This window comes from Hymenobacter bucti (assembly GCF_042681145.1).
Lineage (GTDB): Bacteria > Bacteroidota > Bacteroidia > Cytophagales > Hymenobacteraceae > Hymenobacter > Hymenobacter bucti.
On record NZ_JBHUFD010000019.1, the window covers coordinates 132,092 to 158,091 of the forward strand.

Genomic DNA, 26,000 nt, shown 5'->3' on the forward strand with positions numbered 1-26,000 from the left:
GACGAACTCGACCTACTCCAGCGTGAAAGCGGCGTGCTGCACATCGCGCGAATTGCCGCCCACAAAGACCTGAAAGGCCCCCGGCTCGGCCACGAATTGCAGGTCGTCGTTATAGAATTTTAAGTCCTGGGGCGACAAGCGGAAGGTGAGCGTTTGGCTTTCCCCGCGCTTAAGCAGCACTTTTTGAAAGCCCTTAAGCTCTTTTACCGGCCGGGTGCTGGAGCCCACTATGTCACGGAGGTAGAGCTGCGCCACTTCCTCCCCATCGTAACCGCCCGTGTTACGCACGCTCACCCGCAATTCTAGCCCTTGACCGCTTTTGAGGGTGGTCGTGCTGAGTTCCGGCTTGCCGTACTCAAACGTGGTGTAGCTCAGTCCATACCCAAAGGGATACAACGGCGAGTTCGGCACGTCGAGGTAGCTGGACTTATACTTGTCGTTGGCGTCGCCGAGGGCCGGGCGGCCGGTATTTTTGTAGTTGTAGTAAATGGGCACCTGACCCAGCACGCGCGGGAACGTCATCGTAATTTTGCCGGCCGGGTTGTAGGCTCCAAACAGCACGTCGGCGATGGCGCTGCCGCCCTGGCTGCCGGCAAACCACGTTTCAAGAATGGCATCGGCGTTCTGGTCTTCCCAGCTCAGCGTCAGTGGCCGGCCATTCATGAGCACGAGTACTAGCGGCTTGCCAGTCGCTTTGAGCGCTTTGAGCAACGCCAGCTGCTGACCGGGTAGGCCGAGGTCGGCACGGCTAGTGGCCTCGCCAGTCATGCCAGCTGACTCGCCCACGGCTGCCACGATGATGTCGGCCTGCTGCGCCACCTGCACGGCCTCGCGTATCATCTCCTCGGCCGAGCGTGGGTCAAAAGTGAGCTGACCGCCGCTGGAATTCAGCTGCTCAAACAGACGGCGGTCATCGGTGAGGTTGGTGCCCTTGGCATAGGTGATTTTCACGGCGGGCCCAGCCACATTGCGCAGGCCCTGCTCCAGCGATACGGCCTTCTTCCAATCGCCGGCGGCGCTCCAGGAGCCAATCAGGTCGCGCTGGCTCTGGGCCAGCGGGCCAATCAAGGCGATGGTACCCGACTTTTTCAGCGGGAGCGTCTGCTTGTCATTCTTGAGCAGCACTAAACTGCGGCGGGCCAAGTCACGGCTGGCGGCCAGGAATTCTGGCTTCAAGGCTGTAGTAGTAGCCCGCTTCTGTGACGTGCCTCGGTATGGGTCTTGGAACAAGCCTAGGCGATACTTGCCTTCCAGCACGCGGCGGCAGGCCTGGTCAATTTCCGCCTGCGTCACGCGGCCGCTTTGCAGCAGGCCAGGCAGGTGTTTTGGGAACATCTCATCCACCATGTCCATGTCCACGCCCGCTTTCAGGGCCAGCGTAGTTACTTGTTGTTCGTCGCCCAGGCCGTGGGCCATCAACTCATTGATGGCGTCGTAGTCGGTGGCCACGAAGCCCTGAAAACCCCACTGGGTGCGCAGCAGGTCGGTTAGCAGCCAGCGGTTGGCGGTGGCGGGCCGGCCGTTGATGTCGTTGAAGGACGACATGACCGAGCCCACCCCGGCGTTAATTGCAGCCTGATAGGGCAGCAGGTATTCGTTGAACATGCGTTGCCGGCTCATGTCAGTCGTATTGTAGTCACGGCCTGCTTCGGACGCTCCGTAGAGAGCAAAGTGCTTGAGGCAGGCCATCACGCGGGCGGGCTTAGTCATGTCATTATCCGGGCCCTGGTAACCGCGCACCATGGCTTCGGCGATGCGCGAACCCAGGTAAGGGTCCTCGCCGGTGCCTTCTACCACGCGACCCCAGCGCGGGTCGCGACCAATGTCGACCATGGGCGAATACACCCAGTTAATGCCGGCGGCGGCGGCTTCCTCGGCCGCGATTCGCGCGCTCTGCTCGATGGCGCTTAGGTCCCAGGTGGCAGCCAGCCCTAGGGGCATCGGAAACATGGTGCGGTACCCATGAATGACGTCGTAGCCGAAGATGAGCGGAATTTTCAGGCGTGTTTTCAAGGCCAGGGCCTGCAGCTCGTGGGTGGCGGCGTAGGTGTTGGGGTTGAGCAGGGCACCCATGCGGCCTTGCGAGATGCTGCCCCGCACGTCTTTATTCACCACCGGCCCGGTCACGTCGAAGCCGGTGGCCGCGAGGTTAAGTTGGCCAATTTTTTCTTCCAGTGTCATCCGGGTCATCAGCGCGTCGATGAACGGCTTCATCTTCGGGTCAGTCGGCAGAGCCACGGGGCACGAGGCCTCAGATTGGGCACGGACTGCCGGGGCCAGGAGCAACCCGACCATCAGCAGGAAAAAAACAGCGAAACGGCTGGTCATCAGTGAGATTATCTTAATTTTAAGCAGAAGCAGGTTGCCAATCAGGGTGGGGGCAGGCCTGAAAAGTCTTAGTTGACTACCACGCGCCCGGCCGGCTGGTCGGAGTACACTATCACCTCGCCAATGTTGCAGGGGAATTCAGCGCTGGGGTTCAGCAACTTCACCTTCACAGTGTGCTTGCCTTTAGGCAATTGGTACTTGTAGTTGAGCTCCTGCAGACGGGTGGTGAAATTGGTGGGCAGCTCCACCAGCACGGGGGCTTGCCCATCAATGGATACTTCGGTTCGGAACACGTAATCCGACTTCTGCGACCACTTCGATGTTTCGCCTTTCATCACGTAGCCAATGCCCTCGAAGTCGAAGGTGTATTCGTCTTTTAGCGGCTTATTGACGGCTATTTTCTTCACCGGAAAATGGCCAGCAAAGCTTTCTTCAAACTGAACCGGTACCGGCGTTTGAAGCTTGATGGTCACCTGCTCGCCCGCCACTTTGCCGCCGTTGCGCTGCACCATCTGCAGGGCGTGCCGGAAGCCGATGTCGTAGACCTTATGCAACGAGGTGGTGGTGTACTTGAAGTCGATGTCCTCCACGTCCTGCAGGCCTTGCTTCCAGTAAGCCGAAATCTTGTCGTAGCCCAGGATGGTGCCCAGAATACCGCCCGCCGATGAGGGGTTGCAGTCGGCGTCGTTGCCGCAGCGGGTGCTGATGTTCAACGTCTTGGTAAAGTCACCGTTGCCGTAGAGCAGGCCAATAACCACGTAGGCCGAGTTCACGGTCGCGTCGATGTTATAGGGCTTGAACACGCCATCGGGGCAGCCCAGGTCGGCGCTCCACTTCTTCTGCACCTCAAACCAGGTCTGCTTCCAGTCATTGGGGTACTGCTGGTGCCAGCGGATGACGTCGCTGATGCAATGGTAGTATTTGCTTTGCTTGGGGATGGTTTTCAGCGCCTCCTCCACGATGTAGGGAATGTTGTCGGAAGTGAAAGCAAGCGTGTACAAGGCGCCCAGGTACACGCCGCCGTACCAGCCGTCGCCGTAGTTCATGATGTGCCCGATTTTGTCGCTGATGGCCGACGCCGCGTTGGGCATGCCCGGCGACATCAGCCCCGCAAAGTCGGCCTCAATCTGGTAGTCGATGCAATCGGCGTGCGGGTTGCTGAGCCAGTGGCCCGACTGCGGCGGCATCACGCCGCGCAGGATGTTGTTGCGCCCCGCTTGGTTGGCGTGCCAAAGGTAGTACCCGGCGTTGGCGTAGGCCTTGGCAAAGGAGGCAACTGGCGCGTCCAGACCTTCTTTCTCAAACACTTCCACGAACGTCAGGTCCATGTAGATGTCGTCGTAGAGGCCCGGGTCGTCGGTCATGGTTTTCTTTAGCAGGCCCTTGTTCCACTCAATGGGCTGGTACTCCTGAATGATGGTACCGTTGTATTTGAACTCCATGGGGCCGCCGTAGGTCACACCGATGGTCTGCCCGGCCCAGCCGCCCTTGATTTTGTTTTGCAGCGCCGCCTTGGTCAAGGTTAGGGTTTTGGCTGCCGGGGCCGCAGCGGGCTTGGCCACCTTTTTGGCCGGCGCTTGGGCCACGGAAGCAGTGGCGATGCAGGCCAGGCCAAACACCATGGCAGTGGCTTTGAATAGTAAGGTTTTCATGCGATAAATTGAAATTTATTCAGCGTAGGAGTCAGCAGTAAAAGGCCGTCGGTAGAAGCTGCGCTAGCTTAGTGAGCCGCGATGATGAGCATCAGGCCCGCGAGGTAGCAGGCCAGCATGCCGTTCAAAATCAAGGGCGTGCCTTTGGGCGCGTTGCGAAACTCCTTCCAGATGGCAATGCCCCAGATGGCGGCTACTACCGTCGCGCCCTGCCCCAGCCCGTAGGAAATGGCCGGCCCAGCCTTGCCCGAAGCCAGGATGCTGAAGGCCATGCCCACGCACCAGATAGCCCCGCCCAGCACGCCCATTAGGTGGCTGCGGGCGCTGCCCCGGAAGTAATCGGCGTAGCTCACCGGCGCGCCGCTAAACGGCCGCCGCATCAGCAGCGTATTGAACAGAAAGTTGCTGAGCAGCACGCCCCCGGCGAAGCAGAACACCGCCGAATACGGGCTGAGCTTGCCGGCCTCTGGTACCGTAAAATCCGGAAACATGGACGCGGCCACGTACTTGTAGAAAAAGCCCATCAGCAGGCCCGCCACCACAGCCAGCACCAGCCCCCGGCTCGATACTTTTTGCGCCTGCGCCGCAGCCCGTCGGTAGGCAAAAGCGTTGAGCAGAATGGCCACTACCACCAATCCCACCCCCAGAAATAGCCGCCCGGAGTCGCCCAGTGGGTTATCCCAGTAGTTGACCAGCACGCCCCACACCAGCGCAATGCCGATGCCCACTGGAAACGCCACCGACATACCGGCAATGGCAATGGCAGCCACCAGCAGGATGTTGGCCGCGTTGAAAATAATGCCTCCCAGCATGGCCTGCCCCACAGACGCCATATCCGCCTGGCGCAAGTCAGTCAGAAAACCGCGGCCGGCGTCTCCGGTGCTGCCCAGCGTCAAGCCGAAGAGCAGGGCCGTGAGCACGATGCCCAGCACGTAGTCCCAATAGAAAAGCTCGAAGCGCCACTGCTGGGCGGCCAGCTTCTGGGTGTTGGCCCAGGAGCCCCAGCACAGCATCGTGACCAGGCAAAAAGCCACAGCTGTCGGGTAAGTTTGGATGATGAACATGAGGGGGGTTAGGAGTGCTGGGGGCTGAAGGGAGAAAGCGTTACTCAAGCTGAGCTTGCCGAAGCATCGCTACCGCTTTGTTGCGTTGGCATTGATTACAGCTGCGGGTGGGGCGCTCCGGCTGCGCTTGGCACGGCTCGTTCGGCAGAAAGCTCCTCGCGGTACGGCGCCGAAGCTTGGGCCCCGAGCCGCGTGACGGAAATGGCGGCGGCTTGATTGGCAAAAGCCACCGCTGCCGCGAGGTCATCGCCCTCGGTCAGGGCCACGGCCAACGCGCCGTTAAAGACGTCGCCGGCGGCTGTCGTGTCCACGGGCTGGGTGCGCACCGCGGGCAGGTGTTGGCCCCCAGCAGTTGTGCGCAGGTACGCCCCCTCCCCGCCCAGCGTAATCACGACGTTTTGCACGCCCTTAGCCAGCAGGGCTTGGGCCGCCGCTTCCAGCGACATCGCATCGGTGATGGCAATGCCCGTGAGGATTTCAGCCTCCGACTCGTTGGGCGTGATGAGAAACAGCTGCCGGAGCAGCTCATCGGGCAGGGCTTGGGCGGGCGCCGGATTCAGGATGATGCGCCTCTGCAGAGTAGTGGCCATCCGGGCCGCGGCCAGCACGGTGGGCAGTGGGATTTCCAGTTGCATCAGCACCAGCGCGCACTCGGCAAATGGCTGGTTGGCGCTGTCCAGGTCGGCGGGCGAGAGAGTGGCGTTGGCCCCTGGGGCCACCACGATGCTGTTCTCGCCGTGCTCGTCTACCGTAATCAGGGCCACGCCCGAGGGGTGGTCAGGGTCCGATAGAATGTAGTTGGTGACGATGCCCTCACGCAGCAGCTGCGCCCGGCCCTGGTCGCCAAACAGGTCGGCGCCGAACTTGGTGATGAACGTGACCTGCCCGCCCAGCCGGGCCGCAGCCACCGCCTGGTTGGCCCCCTTGCCGCCGGGGTTTATCAGAAATTGCTCACCCAACACCGTTTCTCCCGGCCGCGGGAAGTACTTGGTGGTGATGACCATGTCGGTGTTGGCACTGCCAATAACTAAGATGGGACGGTTCATGGATTGGGTGAAATGAAGCTGACAAACAATTATTTACAGTCGATTTAAGTGGGCTGTCCTAGAAAGCGGGGCCCTACAACAGCACGCTGCCGGTCAAGCGGATATCGCGCGAAGAGCTACCCACCAACACGTCAAATTTGCCGGGCTCCAGCACCCACTGCTTTTTGCCTTCGTCGTAGAACTGGAAGGCGTCGGAATCCAGCGTCAGGGTCACCGTTTTGCTTTCGCCGGGCTGGAGAAATATCTTCTCGAAGCCCTTGAGCTCTTTTTCGGGCCGCTTAAGCGAGGCCTGCTGGTCGTGCACGTACACCTGTACCACCTCGGCGCCGGCCATTTTGCCGGTGTTGGTCACGGTCAGCTTCACCGTCGCGCTTTTGATGCCGGGCGTCACCGTCAGCTTGTCGTATTTGAAAGTGGTGTAGCTCAGGCCGTGGCCAAAGGCGAACTGCGGAGCCACTTTATAGGTATCGAAGTAGCGGTAGCCCACATAGATGTCGTCCTTGTAGGTCTGCTTCAACGGGTTGCCGGGCGTGCTGGGGTACTCGCCCAGCTTGTGAGCGGGCGCGTCTTCCAGCTTCACGGGGAAAGTGAAGGGGAGCTTGCCCGATGGATTCACGTTGCCAAAGAGAATATGTGCCAGGGCATTGCCGCCTTCCATACCGGGGTACCAGGCTTCTATGAGGCCTTTGGTTTGCTTTATCCAGCCCGACACGTCGATGGGACCGCCGCCGAGCAGGACCACCACGGTGTTGGGGTTGGCGGCCTGCACGGCGCGCAGCAGCTCGTCCTGGCCGAATGGCATATTCATGTCGGGCTTGTCAGTGTCCTCGGCGTCGTAGGCGTTGTCGCTCCAATTGGTGTAGTCGTAGCCATGAAAAGAGCCGCCCACGTACACCACGACCTCCGCCGCTTTGGCCGCGGCCACGGCTTCGGCAATTAGGGCCGGGTCAGCCTGCTGGCCGCGGGCAACCTTGTAGCCGGCCGCATAGGTGACGGTCGCGGCAGTGCCCAACGCATTTTTTAGGCCTTGCAGCGGGGTGATTTCATACTTGGCTTTAAGTTGCCCGCTGCCGCCGCCGCCCGCGTTTTCGCGCGTGGCGTTGGCGCCGATGACTACAATTGATTTCACCGTCTTCTTCAGGGGCAGGATGCCGTCGTTTTTCAGCAGCACGATGCCTTCCTCTGCCACTTTCAGGGCAGTGGCCTGGTGTTCTCTGGTGTTGTGAGAGCCGGTCTGGCGCTTGGTTCCGCCCAGCATGTTGGTGGCATACATCACCCGCAGAATGCGGCGCACTTTGTCGTCGATGAGCGGCACCAGCTTGGGGTCTTGGCGGGTGGCTTCGAGCGCGGGAGCAGCCAAGTAAAATCGCTCGTAGAGGGCGGGGGTGTACACAGGCTTGGGCCCCCCGCCGACTTGCCCGCCTTGTGCGGTGCCCTGCAACGCCAGGGCCAGGTCGGTACCCATTTCCAGATCGGTGCCGTTGCGCAAGGCTTCTTGGGTGTCGTGCACCGAGCCCCAGTCGCTTATCACCAAGCCTTTGAATCCCCATTCGCCTTTGAGAATGGCGTTCATCAGGTACTCGTTGTGGGTAGTGTACTGGCCCCGGAACTTGTTGTAGGCCCCCATGAGCGTGTATACCCCCGCCTGCTGCACGGCCGCCCGAAACCCGGGCAGGTAGATTTCGCGCATGGCTCGCTCGCTCACGTTCACGTCGACGTCGCTGCGATGGGTTTCCTGGTTGTTAACGGCGAAGTGTTTCACGCAGGCCGACACGCCCTGGTCCTGTACGCCCTTGATGTAGCCCACAACCATCTTCGACACCAGAAACGGGTCTTCGCTCAAGTATTCGAAGTTGCGCCCGTTTAGCGGCGTGCGGATGATGTTGATACCAGGCCCGAGGATGATGTCTTTGCCCCGAAAATTGGCTTCCTGGCCCAAAACGGTGCCGTAGGCATAGCCTAGAGCCGGGTTCCAGGTCGAAGCCAGCGTGTTGTTGGTGGGCATGTACGTGCCGGCGTTACTGGGACTGTCCACCGGCTTCCAGCTGCGGCCCTGCTCGGGGCGCACGCCGTGGGGCCCGTCCGAAGTCATAATTTCGGGAATGCCTAGCCGTGGCACGCCGCCGGCCGCGAAAGCTGAGTTGGCGTGAATCATGTGCACCTTTTCCTCTAGCGTTAGCTGCTTGAGCAGGGCTTCGATTTTAGCCTCATGAGCCGTAAGAGAGGCTGACGCGGGCGTCTTGGCGGGAGCAGCCACCTTGGTTTGCGCCACACTCGTAGTGGCTATGGCGCAAACCAAAGCGGTGGCCATCAGAGTTGCGAAGTGTGGGGATTGCATGGAAATACGGAGCAGAAGCGTGGAGGTGAGCTGCCGATGCCTAGCCGGTTATGGCTTTGGCTGGCTCGTTTTTAAGCAGAATAGCCCACCGTTCCGGTCACAGGAGAGTTGACCCGAAAGCGAAATGCTGGATTTAAAATGGATTTTTTTTATATCTCGATTATTAGATGAACCTCCTGTAGGAAGTCATATACCCGAGCTTGATTGCCGCAGCCATTACCAGCGCTGACTAATAGAAATCCGCGCTTGCTACCAAGTGGGTTAACCTTACTGAGACAAGCGCCGCCCAAGCGCCAGCGACGGCGGCGTTTTAAGCAGGTTGGCTGGCCTTTACCACCTCCCCCATCGTTTGGCGCAATCGGTTGAGCGCAAACGCCTGCGCCTTCACGGCTTTGGCCTTGGCCGCGACGGGGTCCTTTGCCAAGGCTAGCACGGTAGGGACGAAGCGCTTGGTATCGTCTTCACAATCAAAATTGAACAGCCACTCCTTCAGGCCGATGTCTTCCCACATCACGCCCTTGCTGCTCTGCTCGACCCAACGGACTACAATAGCCGGAATGCCGTTGGCAATGCACATAATGGGACTGTGCATCTCGTTGCCGAACAGCCCGGCGCTACGCCGGTAGATACCAACGGCCTCATCCAGGGTCCAGGGCCGATTAAGCCACACCACTTTTTTCTGCACGTCTGCCGGCAGCTTATCGAGTAGCCATTCCTTGCCGATGCTCATTTCCGTTTCGTCCTCGTGGCAGATTAGTACCTTCATGGACGTTCCGCGGGTAATGGCGATGATGGCTTCGCGCAGGGGCAGATGGTCGTGGTCCTTCATCTCCTCATTACGGTTGTTTTTGCCCCCATCGAGCGGCCGGTTTTTCCGCACGTGAAGCCACGTGGGGGTGTACCGCTGTTTGGGTATGCAACACAGAAACTTGTCAGCCTCCAGTCCCTGAGCCCTCAGGAAAGCGTCTGCCGCCGGTTCATTTCGTAAATCCAGGGCAAACACCGCGTCTGGAGAAAACTCCATGATAGGTGCGTGGACACCGTCTTGCTTGGCTTTGGCCAAAGACACCGAGTCGCGGAAATACACGAACTGCGCTTTGCTGAGCGTTTCCTTTTCTTGGGTTCCGAAGACCCAGTGACCGTACGTGACGCCGTACACCCCAAACGGTTTGCCCGTGCGTTTGTGAAAGGCCTCCGCATCGGCCCAGGCTAGCATGTAGGGCCCGGAGTTGTGCAGCAAGAAGTCGGCGGAAGCAACGGCTGCCTCTAGCTCGGGGGTAGAAGCCTTGCCCGCGGCGTCGAGCTTGCCCTGCGCGATGCGCAGCTTCGGGAACCGCTGCTTTAGCATGCTTACCTCCTGGTCCGGCAGATAATCGTAAAACGGCCAGAAGGTGACGATGGCGTCGGGTAGATACTTCTCCAGAAGAACTAGCACACCGGGCGTGTGGGCAATGTCGCCGATGTTTTCCGTTTGCCAGCCCGAGCGCAACAGAATGTGGCGGGACCGGGGAGCTACCGCTAACAGGGCATTGATGGGCAGCAGCGACATGCCACATAAAGCGGTTGAGGCCTTGATGAATTGGCGGCGGCTTGGGAGAGAAGGCATCATAAAAATCAATAAATCGTTGTCAAATAGGACCCCGTAGTAGCTCTTAGCTTCGTGCTACTGTTTGCTACTGTTTGCTACTGTTCCACGTAATTGAGGTCTTTGCCGTAACTCTCAGGCAGGGTGCTGACCGCCCAAAAGGCCACCACTAGCGTGAATGCGCCCAGCATTGCCGCGCCCGGCACGAAGCCAAAAGCTCCGCTTAGGTACTTGAAAGCGGGCACCAACAGCACTACCGCCCCCCGAGCGAAGTTGGGGGCCGTGGTGGCCACCGTGGCCCGTAGGTTGGTGCCGAACTGCTCGGCCGCCACGGTCACGAATAAGGCCCAGAAGCCCACCGACATGCCCAGCACGAAGCACACGGCGTAAAAAGTGGTGGGCGAAGCGCCCTTCAAGCCAAACAGGTATACCGCGACCAACGTGGCGCAAAACGCCAGAAACACTTGCAGCGCCTTATTGCGACTGCGCCAGAGCTGGCTCAGCGCGCCGCTCATAAAGTCGCCGAACACCAGTCCGAAGTAGCACCAGAATACCGCCAGCCCGGCCGTGACTTCCCCGGTGACGCTCAGCGCCCGCCCAAACTCCGGGGCCAGCGTGACGAGAATGCCCACCACAAACCACAGCGGCACGCCGATGAGCAGGATGCGCAGGTACTTGCCCAGCCGCGGCCCGTTGGTGAAAAGGCTTAGAAAATTGCCGCGCGTTATTTCGCCCTGGGCCTGCACCTGCTGGAACATGCCCGACTCGAACACGCTCACGCGCAGCAGCAACAGCGCCAGCCCCAACCCGCCCCCCACGAAGTAGGCGTTGCGCCAACCCAGCTTCTGGCCCACCAGATAAGCCAGCATAGCCCCGCTCACCCCGATAGTGGCTACTATCATGGTGCCGTAGCCGCGCTTTTCCTTAGGCAGACTCTCGCTCACGAGCGTGATGCCGGCCCCCAACTCGCCCGCCAGGCCCACCCCGGCAATGAGCCGCAGCCAGGCGTACTGGTCCACCGTCTGCGCAAATCCGTTAGCCAGGTTGGCCAGCGAGTACAGCAAAATGGACCCGAACAAGACCGATAGCCTTCCCTTCTTATCCCCGAGGATGCCCCACAGTATGCCGCCGAGCAGCATGCCGCCCATCTGCATGTTGATGAGAAACAAGCCCTGGTTGGTGAGCTCGGTCGACGCCGTGACGCCCAACTCGTTGAGGCTGGCGACCCGCACGATGCTGAATAGAATCAGGTCGTAGATGTCGACAAAGTAGCCCAGTGCTGCCACGACGACGACGGCTGAGAACAGCTTCGTCGGGGCGGTGGATGGTTTCTCGCCGGAGATGACCTCCGTATTCTTGGGCAATTGGCTAACGGACATAATAATAGGGAGCTAGTGAGTTCGCAGCAGTGCCGCCGCTGGCTAGGTCTGAATGACTTTGGCTACTTCGCCGGCCATTTCCTGCTGCCGCTGCTTGACGAAGCCACGTGCTGCCCCCAGCTTGGCCAGGGCAGCCGGGTAGTTTGTGTGGATTTCCAGCACCCGGCTGGCAATTTGAGCGCCTGTGCTGGGGTCGACTTCGAAAATCCAGTCGGTTAGGCCGACGTCGCGCCACATCTGGCCCTTGCTGGTGTCAGTGGGCTGCCGGACCAGAATGGCGGGCGTGTTGGCCTGGAAAGCCATGATGGGCGAGTGCATTTCCAAACTCACTACCACCTGACTCCGCTCGTACACCGACGTGGCTTCGTCGGGCAGCCAATAGGTTTCGCGCCACACCACGTTCTTCTTCACATCGTCAGGCAAAGGGTCCACCAGGTACTGCTTGGCCAGGGCCATCTCGTGAGTCATTTCGGGGCAGGCCAACACTTTCAGGCCTGTTTTGCGCACCCATTCGATGATTACCTCCCGTAACTTGGCGTGGTCCTGCTCCACAAACTGCGCGGAGATGGCCGCCCGGCGCAGTTCTTCGTCCGTAGGAGTGGTGTTATGAATCTTGAAATACGGGGTGTAGCGCAAACGCGGAATTACGCAGATAAACTGCTTGTCCGTCAAGCCAACCGAGTTTAAGTAGGCCTGTGCTTTTGCCTTATTGCGCAGCGGGATGGCAAACGTGGCATCCGGACCAAAAGCCAGCACTGGCGACTTGATTCCTCTTTGTTGCAGTTGCTTCAGCGATACTGTATCCCGCAGGTAGATAAAGGCGGCGCCATTAAGCAAATCGGTCAGCCGCTCGTCCAGTTCCCCGCCAATGGTTACGCCGAACACACCGTAGGGCTTGCCGGTCAGCTTACGCCAGGCTTCCATGTGGCTCTGGGCTAAGACCATTGGCCCGGACCCGTGCACAAAAATGTCGGCTTCCTTGAAAGCGGCCCGCAAGGCGGGCGTGGACGGGTTGCCAGTCGCGTCCAGTGTGCCTTCAGCGATGACCAGCTGAGGGAAGTAGGCCTTGAGCATTTCCGCCACGCCGTTGTCCACGCTCGAGGGCCAGAGAATAAGCCGAGTGTTGCCGGGCAGGGACTGCTTGAACACTTCTAGGGCGCCCGGGGTGTGCCCGATGTCCCCGATGTTGACGGTCTGCCAGGAGGAACGCAGGAGAATGGTCTTGGATTTAGCGTTAAACTTTTTGCCCACGCAGCTGGTGATGGCCATGGAAGCCATCAGAGACAAAGACTGCTGCACGAACTCGCGGCGGGACCGGGTGGTACTAGGCTGGCTCATGGGTGGGATTGGAAAATGATTTTTGGATTGATAGTGGGGATTGGCCGGCGCTCGCTAGTCATACTAACTAGGGCGTCACCTCCAGCGGGGAAGCCAGACGTTGGGCATATTCGGCCAGATAGTGGTCCCATTCTGCCACCGTTTTGAATTGGCTGCCCTTGGTCCAGCCGAAGCCAGCGTAGTACACCAGCTTGTGGTCCCGGGGCGTGGCCATTACCAGTAGGTGGCTCTGCTCCTTGGCTTTGGTACGGTGGTCTTGCCAGCCTTGCACTTGCTCAGGAGCGAGCACCACGCCCGTGCCCACGTAGGCGTCGTCCAGGGGTTCCCAGTAGCGAAACCAGCCTTGTTTGGGTTCACCTTTCACCTGGCCCTGCACGCCCTTAGGCTCGGCGTGCAGCGTGGTGCCGATGGTGACGTTAGGCAGCGGCTGGTCGGCCGAAATGTGCTCCTCGAAACGGGTTAGGTTCGAGCCTAGGTCGAGGCTGATGATTTTCTTCTCCGTAACGGTGCACCCGTCAGCCTGCCAGGGCGCGTATGTTAACTCAAATAGCGTCCGGATGGGGCCCGCGGCCAGGGTTTTGCAACTCGTGAAGTTGCGCGAGACGTATAAAGAATCCTTGTTCCACACGCCGATACCCGCAAACCCGCGGCTGTCGCCTACGTGGTACGGGTCGTAGCCCTCGCCGTGGTCCTGGTGGTAATAGCCGGGGTGCTCCACGTGCCCGGCGTACCATTTGTTGATAACGGGATAAGGCACGCGCTTGAGCCAGCAGTCCATGCCGCTGGTAAGGGTGCCGTTGGGGTCTTTAGCTACAGCTAGCTGCTCAGCCTTAGGGCCATAAGTGCGGAAGGCCACCCGGTCGTTTTCCCAGGTGTAATCATCGATGCGTTCGGGTACTAGGCGCGAGAAGGTAGTGTAAGGGCTTTTCGGCTGTTGCACAGCGCCATTAGGGGCGCCAGATACCGTGAACTTCCGGCTGGCTTTGGCTTTGATATCGGTTTGGAATAAGAGCTCATCCACCTGCCCGTCGCCGTTGTTATCCAAGGTCTGGCTCACGAGGATTTTGCCGGCTTCGTCGCGTACCAGTAAGTTTTGCGCCCCATACTTCTGCAGCAGGGCAGTCAAGCGGTTGACCGGTAGACTAACCGTTTCCGCTCGGCGGTTCAAGCTGAGCCGGTTGCGCACGGCGACCGACACTCCAGGAGCAGCAGGCGGCATTGCACCCAGCAGGCCGGCAGCTAGTGGTAAGCCCAGAGTAGCTACCAAAAGAAGAGGGAAACGCATAGCGTAGAGGATGTTAAGTGAACCGGCAGATTATTTGAAGTTGACGCTCCGTTGACTGCCATCCGCGAAGTCTACCCGCACGCTGGTAGTCTGCTTAGGGTAAGTGAGCTTACTGACGGGCAGCAGTTCCTCGTCAGTCCAGGCAGTGCCGGACTTCTTCCAGAGCAGGAGTGTCGCGTAGAGCGTTGGGCGGGCCGGGAGCGCCGTGAGCTTACCGGAGGCGTTGATGACGGCGCTTTCCGAACTGGCCGGATGCAGCCCTTTAGTTTCATACACTTTTACTGATTCCCAGCCGCGTAGTGGGACCAGGGCCAACTGGTACGCCCCATTGTCGAGTAACTGTACGGTGTACCCCTTTACTTTCCGCGTTTGGCGCCGGATGGGCCCCTGGCGGGCGGGCAGGGCGTAATGGCCCAGTCGCAACGGCGTCCCTGTGGGGCCCGCCACCTGGTCCACACGCAAGATGCCGTTGGGCAGGGGAATGTCGGCCAGGCGCACGCGTATGGTGGAGTCGGTTTCCAGCGCCGCGTCGCGGTAGTAGACACCATCTTCAAAGCGCCGGAACGTGTACAGGTTCAGGGCGTGCCACTTGTGGGGTTGGTCCTGGAAAAGGTAATTCATGGCCACCTCCCCGTTGGGGCCATCGGCCTGCCAGGGGAAAGCACTATTGTAGCTGAGGCGGTTGTAATTCTCATTGCCCCGATATGGGTCAGCCTCGCCTTCCACGCGGGCGTTGCAACGCGCCCGGATTTCGGCGGTGCCACTGTTGGGATAGTCGGTGAGCAGAATGTTGGAGCCCGGCTGAAAGCGGTTGGCCACGGTGCCGGGTCTAAGTTCCTTTGCCCAAGGGCCTTCGTTTTCGGTAGCGGTCCAGAAGGGGCTGCTGGCCGGCACGAGTAAGCCAAGAAAGGCCTTGCCTAGCCAGTACACGCTGCCCCGGCAGCTGTAGGCTTGCACCGCCGGCTCATAGGGTCCGTAAAAGCCTAAAGTCGGCACCTGGTCCTTCAGCACATCCGGGTTTTGCAAGAACTGAAGCATCGCTCCCGAAGAAATACGCCGTAACCAGCCGAAGTTGGTACCGGGTGCGGGGTTGAGTCCCATGAGGGGGAAGGGCGCGACAGAGCCAAAGCGGTAGCTCATGCTGCGGCCCCACATAATCATCTCTCCGTTCCGGGCGAACATGTAAGGGTAGTTGTCACGGGCATCGGTCAGGTGTGCCGCAAACTGTTGGGCGTATTGTAGCAAGTGTTGCTGGCCGTAGTAGTGCGACCAGAGCGTGCCGTACAGTTGAAACGCCCACATGCTGTAGTAGTCGTAAGCCCCATTGTCGCTGTACCAGCCCGCGCCCCGATAAGCCTCCAGGCAGAGCTTGAGGTACTCGTCCAGCAAGGGCTCGTTGACGGCGTAGCCCTGGCTTTTGAAAAAACTCAGCACGAAAATGTTGAAGAACCGCCAGTTGGACGGTACCGTCGGCCCATCGCCGTAGCTGAGCATGGTGGCGGCCAAAGCATCTTTTTGCGCCTTGGGCAGCGGGTCCCACAATATCTCCGGAGCAGCGAACAAGCTGACCGCCAAACCGCCAAATTCGACCAGCGTTTGGCTCTGTCCTTCTTGTTTCGGACGCAGTCGTACGTACGTTGGACTGGCTGGGTCCACCATCTGACTCAACTGGTGGCGGTAGTAATCACTCAACTTGATGCCGTTGATGGTCAGGTTCGGGTCTTCTTTAAGCAAAGGCATGGCCATGAACAGCGTCCGGCACAAGCCTTCGAGCTTTTCGTTGCGCAACTGCGCGGCGTCGCCGTTGCGGGGGTAGGTACGGCCCGGTTGCTTGGGAAAAACCAGCGGGTCGTCGAGGGTGTGCACGTAGCTGAACGCCCCGGTAAGCAGGTAACGGGCGGCATCCTGCCAGTGCCGGCGCGTGACGCCCGTCAGCGGACTGGTTTTAAAATTGGGCTTAACTACTTCGAATACTCTCTGGTTGACCGCTGAGGCACCTGAATTTGATGAGGCGACTAGTTGCTGGGCTAGGGTAGGTTGCCCTAGTCCGGCAAAGAGCACGATGCATAGCGCGACCCACCGACACAGACCAGATGCCCGAGGCGCTAGCCTGTTGCCTAATTCTGAATGAACAGCTGGCAAGAGGTGCTGAGTGGAAGAATTCTTGCGCAGGTGGCTGGCGTGACGGTGCGGCATGGGAGGAACTGAGTGGGAGGGGCAAAAAGTAGCGGGGCAATCAACTGGTGGACTGTGTAAGTAGCAGCCCTTAGCTTTGCTTTCATCGGCCCATCCAGCCACCATCGACGGTGAGGAAAGTGCCGTGCACATAGTCGGAAGCCGCCGAGCCCAGGAAAACCGTCGGACCCTTAAAATCGTCGGACGTGCCCCAACGACCGGCGGGAATTAGGTTCAATAGGTCGGTACTGCCTCAGTTATCGGGCGAACACCCCTACCATAAGGACTGGCAATAGCCGAAACAGCGGCCGCGGGTGAAGCAGGGGTAAAGCTTCCTTTACTCAGCCAGACCAGCTTTCTTGCTGCTTGTGCTAGCTTGCCCTGCGAAAGTAGAGAAGATAAAACAGGCTTAAAAACTGCCTTCAGCGCCTGAATGCCGACAACTACCCTTTGGCTGCGCGCATTTTTGGGATACTTGATGCAAAAGTGATATTATTGAGCTTTTTAACCGTTCGCCCCACTCATCACTCTTTAACAATCAATTAGTTGCGATGAACAATGATAGCGAGTAATTCTGCTTGCTTTTGTGAGAAAAGCAATTGCTTTTCTCTTCGGGACTAATGCAATTGCTGCGCTAAATGGCTTTGGCGGCCTGGCCAGTTTGGGCCGATTGAAGACAAGAGTTCTGACGCCCCCGTTCTTTGCTTGCGCTAGAAGAGATTCTGCACGTTAACTCGATGCTTAACGAAAGTATCCGCTCACTCACCGCTGATTCGAGAGGCCGGCTTAGTTGAAGATTATTTTGATTAAATTTGAGTTTTCAACTATATCAGCCCTATTAAGGACTTGCTTGTAACGGAAGGCCTATAAACTATACTCTTCATTATGAGGCAGAAAAAAAGATACTCCGCTTCGCGAAGTGAAGCAGTTATCTTACTGACCGCACTGCCTCTATGGTTATTTTGGCTGTGTCCTCTTCTCTTCATATTATACCAATGAGCCAATGGCTGCGTGTGTTTGGGTATTGGCTGCTGCCTTGGTTGCTGCTGGCGGGCTGTAGTTCCCCCACACAGTCCGCTAAGTCCTACCGCATTGTGTTCGCGCAGTGCAATTCGGTGGGAAAATGGCGCGAGGCGATGCTCGAGGGTATGCGGCGCGAGCTAAGCTTTCACCCGGAAGTTCAGTTCACAACCCTGGATGCTCAAAACGATATCAAGCTTCAACAGGCTCAAATTCTAGCGCTTACCAAAAAGGAAACCGACCTGCTCATCGTTACGCCCTGCGAAACCAAATTACTTACGGTGGCTGCGGCGGTGGAAGAAATTTATGACCGCGGCTTACCCGTAGTCATTCTGAATCAGCCAGTTGATTCGCGCCGCTATACAGCTTACGTGGGCAGCTCTAACTCGGAAATAGGGCTTTCAGCGGCCCGTTGCGCGGCCGGTTTGCTGCGCCAACGAGGCCAGGTAGTGGAACTTCAGGGCTGGCTGGGGAATCAAACCGCCATCAAGCGACACGAGGGATTTGCGCAGGGTTTGGCAGAATACCCGGGAATGAAGTTGGTGGGAAAAGTGGCCAGCGATTGGCTATCATTCACGGCCAAAGCCGAACTGCAAGCCCTGCTTCGCGCCCACCCCGAAACAAACTTAATTTTTGCGCATAGCGACTTGCTTGCGCTAGATGCCTACCGGGTGTGCAAAGAACTGGGAAGGGAAAAGCAAATTCGCATCATTGGCGTCAACGGGTTGCCCGGTCCGGGCGAAGGCATCGGCTTGGTGCAGGACGGAGTACTGGCAGCTTCTATTAGCAACCTGCCGGGCGGCGCCGAGGCCATGCGCTTGGCTTTGCGCATCCTCAACAAGGAATCGTATGAACGCGAGAACTTGCTTGGCATTACGGTTATAGATTCCACCAACGTGGCCATGATGCGCCAGCAGGCCGACCGGCTGGCCAGCCAACAACAAGACATCGAGCGCCAATTGACGCTTATGGACGACCTGCAGGCCAACTATGTCACGCAGCGCAACTTGCTAATCGGGCTGCTCGTAGCCTTGCTGGCCATGGCCGGATTCGCCGCCAAAGCATGGCAGTCGGGCCGCCAGCAGCGTCACCTGAACCAGCAACTGGCGCAGCGCAACGAGGAAAATACATCAATTAACGCGCAACTAAAGGCCCAAAATGAAGAGAACGTGCGCATTAATGAGCAGCTGATTGCGCAAAACGAGGAAAACGCGCGCATCAACGAAGAACTCAAAACGCAGAACGAGCGAAATGTGCACATCAATGAGCAACTGACTGCGCAAAACGAAGAAATCCGGCGGCAACGTAATCAACTTGAAGCCCTGGCTACTCAGGCTCAGGCGGATACTGAAGCAAAACTGCGCTTTTTCACCAATTTCTCGCACGAGCTGCGTACGCCGCTTACTCTCATTCAGGGGCCCATTGACGAGTTGATGGCCACCAAATCCGGCTTTACGGCGGCCCAGCGGCACGACCTGGGGTTGGTGCACCGTAACACACAGCGCCTGCTCAAGCTGGTCAATCAGCTCATGGATTTCCGCCGTATCGAAGTAGGCAAAATGAATGTCCAGGCCTCGGAAGGCAACCTGGTGGAGTTCGTGGGCGAAATCGTGGACGTGTTTGAACGTCCCGCCATATTGCGAGGCATTCGGCTGCACTGGCTGCCGGCCGCAACGGTAGTTAGCGCATGGTTCGACCCGAACGTATTAGATAAAATTCTGTTCAACCTGCTCTCTAACGCCCTTAAATTCACTCCGGAAAGCGGCGAGATTGTGGTGCGCTTGCTACCCGAAGATAAGGCCGCCGGTCGCATGGTACGCATCAGCGTAGCCGATACTGGGCCCGGCATTAGCCCTCGCGACCAAGCGCATATATTCGAATGGTTCTACCAGGGACAAGCCGATGGCACTGCTCAAGGGTCGGGTATGGGCTTGGCACTGGCCCTGGGGCTTGCCCGGCTGCACCACGGCCAACTCACGGTGCAAAGCGAACCCGGACAGGGCACCACGTTCGAGTTAACTCTGCCCTGCGAATTGCCCCTAGCGCTGCACGCGCCCCTTATTCCCCTATTGGCGGCCGAGGCCGACCAGTCCCCGCTGCCAAGGCAGCGCCGGCTCGCGGTCGATGTGTTCGAACAGCCCACCGAAGCCGCGCCCACCGTCGATGCGTCCGCCAGTGATACGCTGGTGCTGGTCATTGAAGATAATCCGGAAGTGAATGATTTTCTGGTGCGTAAGCTGCGGCCCGCATTTCAGGTGCAGGCTGCCACCAACGGCACCACGGGTGTTGAGATGGCCACTGCCCTGATTCCAGACCTAGTGGTGTGCGACGTGATGATGCCAGGCCTGACCGGGCTGGAAGTAGTGGCGCGCCTGCGTGAAGACTGGCGCACCTCACATATTCCCGTGGTGCTGCTCACGGCCCGTGGGGCTCCTGAGCAGCAGCTCGAAGGGGTGCAGGCCGGCGCCGACCTTTACCTGACCAAGCCCTTCAACCCGGCCTTCTTACTGGAAAGCATTCGCACGCTGCTGGCCAACCGCGCCCGGCAGCGCGAACACTTCCGCCGGGAACTGAATCTCGACAAAACGACGGTGGCCCCTACCCGCCCCGACCAGCGCTTCCTAACTGATTTGACGGCGATTATCGAAGCCAACTTAAGCCGGCCCGAGCTAAGCGTGGATGACGTGGGCCGCAGCCTGAACCTGTCGCGCATGCAGCTTTACCGCAAGGTTAAGGCGCTGTTGGGCACGGGCCTCACCGAGCACATTCAGAACATTCGCCTAACTAAGGCCCGCCAGCTGCTGCTGGATGACTCGCTAACTATTGCGGAAGTAGGGTATGAACTCGGCTTCTCATCCCCTTCTTATTTCGCCGCAACTTTTCGCGCTAAATACCAGGTGTCGCCTTCAGAATTTCGAGCGCTACAGCCCACTGCCGAGAGCTAAGCGCGTGTCAGCGCCACATCCATAGCGCCTTCGTATGTTGGAAAAATTCCTTGCAAAGCAAACTCTACCCCTGAGGCCTGTAAGTACTGAATTCGTGCAGTGAATTCAACAAAATTAGAGTGGGTGAGCGGTTACTTGCCTTACTCTATTAAAGCCTTGGATAGCAAACTGTCTATAAGGGAAATTGCTCTCCCGCTCATTTCCCCGACCCTCGGGCCGAGCAGCGTCCATCATGCGCGCACAAATTTGGGATAAGTGATACAAAATTGATAAAACGGCCTTGTTTGCCAACGCAAGCCGTGTGGTTAAATATTGAAAATTAGTTTGTTATAATAAATATTGCAGGTGAAGGAATAGTGATGGATTTTGTGCGAAAACAGCGCGCACAGACGCTAGTGGACAACAGACCTTTGTTGAAATCCGCTGCCACTCATGATTTCATCTGCTGCCATCGTCTGCTTTGGAGAAGCCCTCTGGGACCTGTTGGCCGGCGGCCACCGGCCCGGTGGCATGCCGTGCCGGGTAGCGTTGCACCTGCAGCAACTGGGGCAGCCCGTGCAGCTCATCACCCGCGTGGGCGATGATGAGTTGGGCCATAAACTCCTGGCGGTACTGACAGCCTACGGCCTCGACCCGGCTTTAGTGCAACTTAGTGCTACTCACCTGACCGGATTTGTGAAGTCGCCCGAGCCGGCCGACGGGGTAAAACGTCATAAGATTGTGCAGCCTCTGGCATGGGACTACATGCCCTACACGGAGGACTTGTGCAAGGCCGTGGCCCAGAGTCAGATGTTAGTGTACGGTACGCTGGCGGCCCGCAGCCCGGTGAGCCGCGAAACATTGTACCGGCTTTTGCCACACGCGCCTTTTAAGGTGCTGGACGTAAACCTGCATGCCGCCCATTGCTCTCACGAGGTAGTCAAGTACTTGCTGAAACAGGCTGACTTGGTCAAGCTGAATGAAGCTGAGTTAGCTGAAATCATGGCCTGGCAGGGCCAACCCGCCCCTGCCGAGGTAGCTGTGCCTTGGCTAGCTAAAAAGTACGGTTTGCAAGCAGTGTGCCTAACCCGCGGGACGATTAGCGCCTCGCTTTATCAAGGCGGGACTTGGTGGCACAGCGCAGATTTCGATGCCACCATCAAAGACTTGGAGAGCTATGGTGCCGGTTTTCTGGCGGGACTGCTAGCTAGCTGGGTCCAAGACCAGCCACCAGTTGAATGCTTGAACCGGGCTTGTGCTGAGGGTACCGAAGTGGCCCGCCAACGCACAATAGCTTCGTCTATTATCCTCGAAACCAACCCGCACTCCCGACTGCATTCTACTTGGTTTGCTGATTTGAATTAAACGCTACCCTTTGTTGACAAGCACCTTGTATGTATAAACAGTTCAGCCTTTTGTTTCTGTTGTTGCTGGTCGGGCCTTTGCTGGCGCAAAGCCAGTCAGTGCGCCCGGCCGCGTCGCTTGACGTGACAAAAGAATTTGCTTTAGCGGCCCAGCAGTACGAACTGATGCTGCAAACCCACTCCGATACGAAGCAGTTTCCCCAATCCAGCAACCCCGACGGCTCGATGGGCAACCGGGACGCTTCGTGGTGGTGCAGCGGCTTTTTCGGGGGCTCGCTCTGGTACTTGTTCGAACAAACAAAAGACCCGAAGTGGAAAGCCGCCGCCGACCGCTGGAGCATGGCCGTGGCCGGGCAGCAGCACAACACCGAAACCCACGACCTAGGCTTCATGCTCTATTGCCCGCTGGGCAACGGCTACCGGCTCACCAAAAACCCGGCCTACCGACCCATTCTGCTTACCGGAGCCAAGTCACTGGCCACGCGCTTCCACCCCGAGTACGGGGTAATTAAGAGTTGGAACGAGTTCAAAGGCTATAACTACCCGGTCATCATCGACAACATGATGAACCTGGAACTCCTATTCTGGGCCGCGAAGGTGTCGGGCGATAGAAAGCTCTACAACCTCTGTGTCTCGCACGCCAACAACACGCTCAAAAACCACTTCCGGCCCAATCATAGCTCCTATCACGTGGTGTGCTACGCGCCGAGAGGTAAGGTGCTGGCCCGCATCACCGCCCAGGGCGCGGCCGATGCGTCGGCTTGGGCCCGGGGGCAGGCCTGGGGGATGTACGGCTACACGGTGATGTACCGCGAAACCAAAAACCCTAAGTATTTACAACACGCCCGCCGCATTGCCGATTTCTACCTAAAGCATCCGAATCTGCCCGTTGATAAGATTCCCTACTGGGATTTCAACGCCCCGGGTATTCCCAAAGAGGAGCGCGACGCTTCCGCCGGGGCAGTAGCCGCTTCGGGCCTGCTGGAACTGTGTACCTATCTGGGTAAGGATGGCAAGCCCTATTACCAAGCGGCTGTGGCCATGCTCACCAGCTTAAGCAGCCCGGCGTACCGGGCCAAGCTGGGCGAGAACAACAACTTTCTGCTCAAACACTCGGTGGGAAATAAGCCGGGCAAATCCGAAGTGGATGTGCCCTTGGTCTACGCCGACTACTACTACCTGGAAGCCCTACTCCGCTACGACAAGCTGCGCAAGCAACCGGCTTATCAATTATAGAATAGCTCAATCGCTTCCAGCTACCTTAAAGCACAATGGCCGGCTGAAATAACTACCTCACTTTTACCACTTAACAAGTCCCACCATGTCTGCACCATTACAATTTCTCTTGCTTCGTCGAGCAGCCGGACCGTTGCTCTTGCTACCGGCACTGAGCCTAAGCTCCGCACAGGGAGCGATTTTCCGGCCGCCATTCACAGTACAGACTCGCTCCACTGCTGACATTACCGTCACGGGACGGGTGACGAGCGAGGAGGAAGGCGAAGGCTTGCCCGGCGTAACTGTGCTGGTGAAAGGTACTAGTAATGGGACTGCCACTGATACAGATGGCCGATTCACGCTGACCGTGCCCGATAATGCGGTGCTGGTGTTCAGCTCCGTCGGCTTCAAGGGCCGGGAAGTAGCCGTGAGCGGAACCACCCTGAATGTGAAACTGACCGCCGATAACAAGGCCCTGGACGAGGTGGTAGTGGTGGGCTACGGTACCCAGAACCGTAAGGACCTGACCGGCTCGGTCGCAAGTGTGAAAGCCGATGAAATTGAAAAATTACCCGTGTCCAGCGTGGACCAGGCGCTACAGGGCAAAGTAGCGGGCGTGCAGATTGCCACTACCTCGGGCGAGCCCGGCGGCAGCCCCAATATCCTTATCCGCGGCGTGAGTTCCATCACCGGCGGGGCACAGCCGCTTGTTGTGATTGACGGCTTCCCCGTGAGCAACGCCGACGGTTCCAACCCGCTCAACGCCCTCGACCCCCGCGACATCGAGTCGCTAGACGTGCTCAAGGACGCCTCGGCTACGGCCATTTACGGTTCGCGCGGCTCCAACGGTGTCATTCTTATCACGACCAAGCGTGGCAAGTTGGGCAAGTCTCGGGTAGGATTGGAAATTTATGGCGGGGTGCAGCAGGTGGTCAAGCGCATCGAGATGATGAACGCGCAAGAGTTTGCGCAATACACCATTGACGGCCGCAACGCGGGCTACCTCGACAATACGCCAAGCACCCCCACTTTCACGCCTCGGATTACCGACAGCAACGCTGTGCGCCCTGGCGGTAACTACGACATTCCAGCGGCCTTATCGAACCCTGCGGCCTTGGGCGAAGGAACGGATTGGCAAGACCAGATTTTCCGGACCGCGCCCATCTCCAACTACAAAGCGACGCTCAGCGGCGGCACCGATGCGTTAAAGTACAGCGTCAGCGGTGGGTTTTTCAGTCAGGAGGGTACGGTCATCAATACGTATCTGCGGCGCTTCAACTTTAAAGCTAACCTGGATTCGCGCCTCAACGACAAAATCAAAGTGGGCGTTAGCCTGCTGCCAACCTACTCCACTCAAAAGCGCCTGCAAACTGCTGAGCACTACGCCGCTTATGGTGTGATTCAGGCCGCCATGGGCATTTCGCCCCACTTGCAGCCCCGTGATGCCGACGGCAATTATACTTATCAGGACGGTGATAACCAGATTGACATCAAGAACCCACTGCGCATTGCCGACGAGTACAACAATACCAACAACAGCTTCCGCATGCTGGCCAACTCGTACATCGAGTACGACATCCTGCGCGACCTGAAGCTGCGCACCACTATCGGTGGTGACATTTTTCAGAACCAGTACCGCGTGTTTGTGCCCTCCACCCTGGCCGGCGGCAGCAACTACACCCAGGCGGCTTCGGCCAACGCTTATAACCAACTGAATACCAGTTGGGCCAACGAAAATACCCTGACCTATAACAAGGCTTTCTCGGACAACCACGTGCTGAATGTGGTAGCGGGCGTCACCTTCCAAAAGTTCTACACCAACCGGCTGGCCGCCAGCGCGGCCAATTTTGCCAACGATTTGCTGCCCAACATCAACGGCGGCACGGTGAACGGCGGTGGCGAAACCATTGGTCGCGAAACGCTCATGTCCTACCTAGCGCGGGTCAACTATACGCTGTACCGGCGCTTTCTGTTCACGGCCACCATCCGGCGCGACGGCTCTTCGAAGTTTGGACCCAACAATCGCTGGGGCAATTTTCCTTCGGCCTCGTTTGCTTATCGCCTCACCGAAGAGAATTTCATGAAGGTTGTGCCCGCTATTAATGACCTTAAGTTTAGAGTAGGCTACGGTTTGACGGGTAATAATAACATTGGCAACTACCGCTTCCTGTCGCAGTTGACTTCGACCAACTACATTATTGGCGACGCAAACGCCACAGGCTTGAGTCCCAACTCGTTTGCTAACCCCAACTTGGCTTGGGAAGCCATGGAGCAGCTCAACTTGGGCCTCGACATAGCCCTGTTTAAGAACCGCATCACGCTGACTGCCGATGCTTACAACCGGGTGAACCGCGACATGCTGTTCGAAATTCAAACGCCCGCGGCTACGGGCCTGACCACGGCCACCGTGAATCTGGGCGCCGTGCGTAACCGGGGACTGGAGTTTGCGCTAGGCACCCAAAATATTGTGTCGCCCAACTTCGGTTGGAGTACCAACTTTAACATTTCCTTCAACCAGAACCGCGTGCTGGAGATGAGCACCGACGCCGACAAGATTTTCGGTAACACCGGCGGCCGCGGCAATACCAACATTACGCAGGTTGGGCAGCCTATTGGCTCCTTCTACGGACGGCAAGCCATTGGCGTGTTTCAAAGTGACAAGGAAGCCTCGGAGTACGGCAAGCAGCCCTTCGCCCGCGCTGGCGACGTGAAATGGGCCGACACAAATAACGACGGTACGGTAAACGACGATGACCGAGCCGTGTTGGGTAGCCCACTGCCCAAGTACACGCTGGGCTTCAACAACAACTTCACTTACAAGGCTTTCTCGTTGGACATCTTTACCAACGCGGTGGTTGGCAACAAGATTTACAACGCCCTCTTCGCCTTTAACAATACGGGCACAGTTAACAACACCACTTACGTAAACGACCGGCGCTGGCGCAGCCCAGAGCAGCCCGGTGATGGCCACTGGGGCCGCGCCATTCGCGGTGGCCGTAACAACAACACGTTGTTCAGCGACCTCTACGTATTCGATGGTTCGTACCTGCGCATCCGCAACGTGGTGCTCAATTTCACGGTGCCGCCGGCCGTGGTCAAGCGCCTGGGCATGCAGTCTGTGCGCCTGAATGTAACCGGCACTAACCTGTTCACCTTCTCGGATTACCCTGGCTATGACCCCGAAGTGGGTAACGCCGGCAATGACCAGCGGGCACTGGGCGTCGATTTCGGCACCTACCCCGTGTCCCGTGTCATCACCGTCGGCCTCAACGCCACCTTCTAATCCT

Annotated in this window: 14 protein-coding genes and 1 pseudogene; 4 read left to right on the forward strand and 11 right to left on the reverse strand. The window is 58.3% G+C overall.

The features are described from left to right. Nucleotides 1-12: 12 nt before the first annotated feature. From bglX to ACFSDX_RS24390, 11 genes and pseudogenes are all read right to left on the reverse strand, one after another. A complete protein-coding gene (bglX, locus tag ACFSDX_RS24340) occupies nt 13-2,295 on the reverse strand; it encodes a beta-glucosidase BglX (protein WP_382318455.1) in 2,283 nt (760 codons plus the stop codon). Between the two features lie 101 nt (nt 2,296-2,396). After that, on the reverse strand, nt 2,397-3,980 hold the full coding sequence (locus ACFSDX_RS24345; RefSeq protein ID WP_382318456.1) for an ADP-ribosylglycohydrolase family protein: 1,584 nt from the start codon (nt 3,978-3,980) through the stop codon (nt 2,397-2,399). A gap of 68 nt (nt 3,981-4,048) precedes the next feature. Continuing rightward, nucleotides 4,049-5,044 (reverse strand): GRP family sugar transporter, encoded by a 996-nt coding sequence (locus ACFSDX_RS24350; RefSeq protein ID WP_382318458.1) that lies wholly within the window; start codon nt 5,042-5,044, stop codon nt 4,049-4,051. A 95-nt stretch (nt 5,045-5,139) separates the two neighbouring features. Further along, nucleotides 5,140-6,090 (reverse strand): ribokinase, encoded by a 951-nt coding sequence (gene rbsK / locus ACFSDX_RS24355; RefSeq protein ID WP_382318460.1) that lies wholly within the window; start codon nt 6,088-6,090, stop codon nt 5,140-5,142. 73 nt (nt 6,091-6,163) lie between these two features. Further along, complete coding sequence (locus ACFSDX_RS24360) at nt 6,164-8,428, reverse strand: glycoside hydrolase family 3 C-terminal domain-containing protein (protein WP_382318462.1); 2,265 nt, start codon at nt 8,426-8,428, stop codon at nt 6,164-6,166. Between the two features lie 310 nt (nt 8,429-8,738). Further along, nucleotides 8,739-10,037, reverse strand: coding sequence for a polysaccharide pyruvyl transferase family protein (locus ACFSDX_RS24365; RefSeq protein ID WP_382318464.1), 1,299 nt, complete (start codon nt 10,035-10,037; stop codon nt 8,739-8,741). 74 nt (nt 10,038-10,111) lie between these two features. Then, entirely contained in the window at nt 10,112-11,392 is a 1,281-nt protein-coding gene (locus tag ACFSDX_RS24370) for an MFS transporter (protein ID WP_382318465.1), read from the reverse strand. A gap of 42 nt (nt 11,393-11,434) precedes the next feature. Then, a complete protein-coding gene (locus ACFSDX_RS24375; RefSeq protein ID WP_382318467.1) occupies nt 11,435-12,730 on the reverse strand; it encodes a polysaccharide pyruvyl transferase family protein in 1,296 nt (431 codons plus the stop codon). A 67-nt stretch (nt 12,731-12,797) separates the two neighbouring features. Beyond that, nucleotides 12,798-14,015: a DUF4861 domain-containing protein gene (locus ACFSDX_RS24380; RefSeq protein ID WP_382318469.1), complete on the reverse strand. Its 1,218-nt coding sequence runs from the start codon at nt 14,013-14,015 to the stop codon at nt 12,798-12,800. 30 nt (nt 14,016-14,045) lie between these two features. Next, nucleotides 14,046-16,076, reverse strand: coding sequence for a DUF2264 domain-containing protein (locus ACFSDX_RS24385; RefSeq protein WP_382318471.1), 2,031 nt, complete (start codon nt 16,074-16,076; stop codon nt 14,046-14,048). A 217-nt stretch (nt 16,077-16,293) separates the two neighbouring features. After that, nucleotides 16,294-16,428 (reverse strand): annotated as a pseudogene (locus tag ACFSDX_RS24390) (2-deoxy-D-gluconate 3-dehydrogenase); the annotation flags it as partial. Nucleotides 16,429-17,143: 715 nt separating this feature from the next. Between ACFSDX_RS24390 and ACFSDX_RS24395 the strand changes: the two are divergent. The 4 genes from ACFSDX_RS24395 (at nt 17,144) to ACFSDX_RS24410 (ending at nt 25,996) form a co-directional block, all read left to right on the forward strand. Beyond that, on the forward strand, nt 17,144-20,155 hold the full coding sequence (locus ACFSDX_RS24395; RefSeq protein WP_382318473.1) for a hybrid sensor histidine kinase/response regulator transcription factor: 3,012 nt from the start codon (nt 17,144-17,146) through the stop codon (nt 20,153-20,155). A gap of 432 nt (nt 20,156-20,587) precedes the next feature. After that, nucleotides 20,588-21,499 (forward strand): PfkB family carbohydrate kinase, encoded by a 912-nt coding sequence (locus tag ACFSDX_RS24400; RefSeq protein ID WP_382318475.1) that lies wholly within the window; start codon nt 20,588-20,590, stop codon nt 21,497-21,499. Nucleotides 21,500-21,528: 29 nt separating this feature from the next. Then, nucleotides 21,529-22,734: a glycoside hydrolase family 88 protein gene (locus tag ACFSDX_RS24405; RefSeq protein ID WP_382318477.1), complete on the forward strand. Its 1,206-nt coding sequence runs from the start codon at nt 21,529-21,531 to the stop codon at nt 22,732-22,734. An 85-nt stretch (nt 22,735-22,819) separates the two neighbouring features. After that, nucleotides 22,820-25,996, forward strand: coding sequence for a SusC/RagA family TonB-linked outer membrane protein (locus ACFSDX_RS24410; protein ID WP_382318479.1), 3,177 nt, complete (start codon nt 22,820-22,822; stop codon nt 25,994-25,996). The last annotated feature ends 4 nt before the right edge of the window (nt 25,997-26,000 follow it).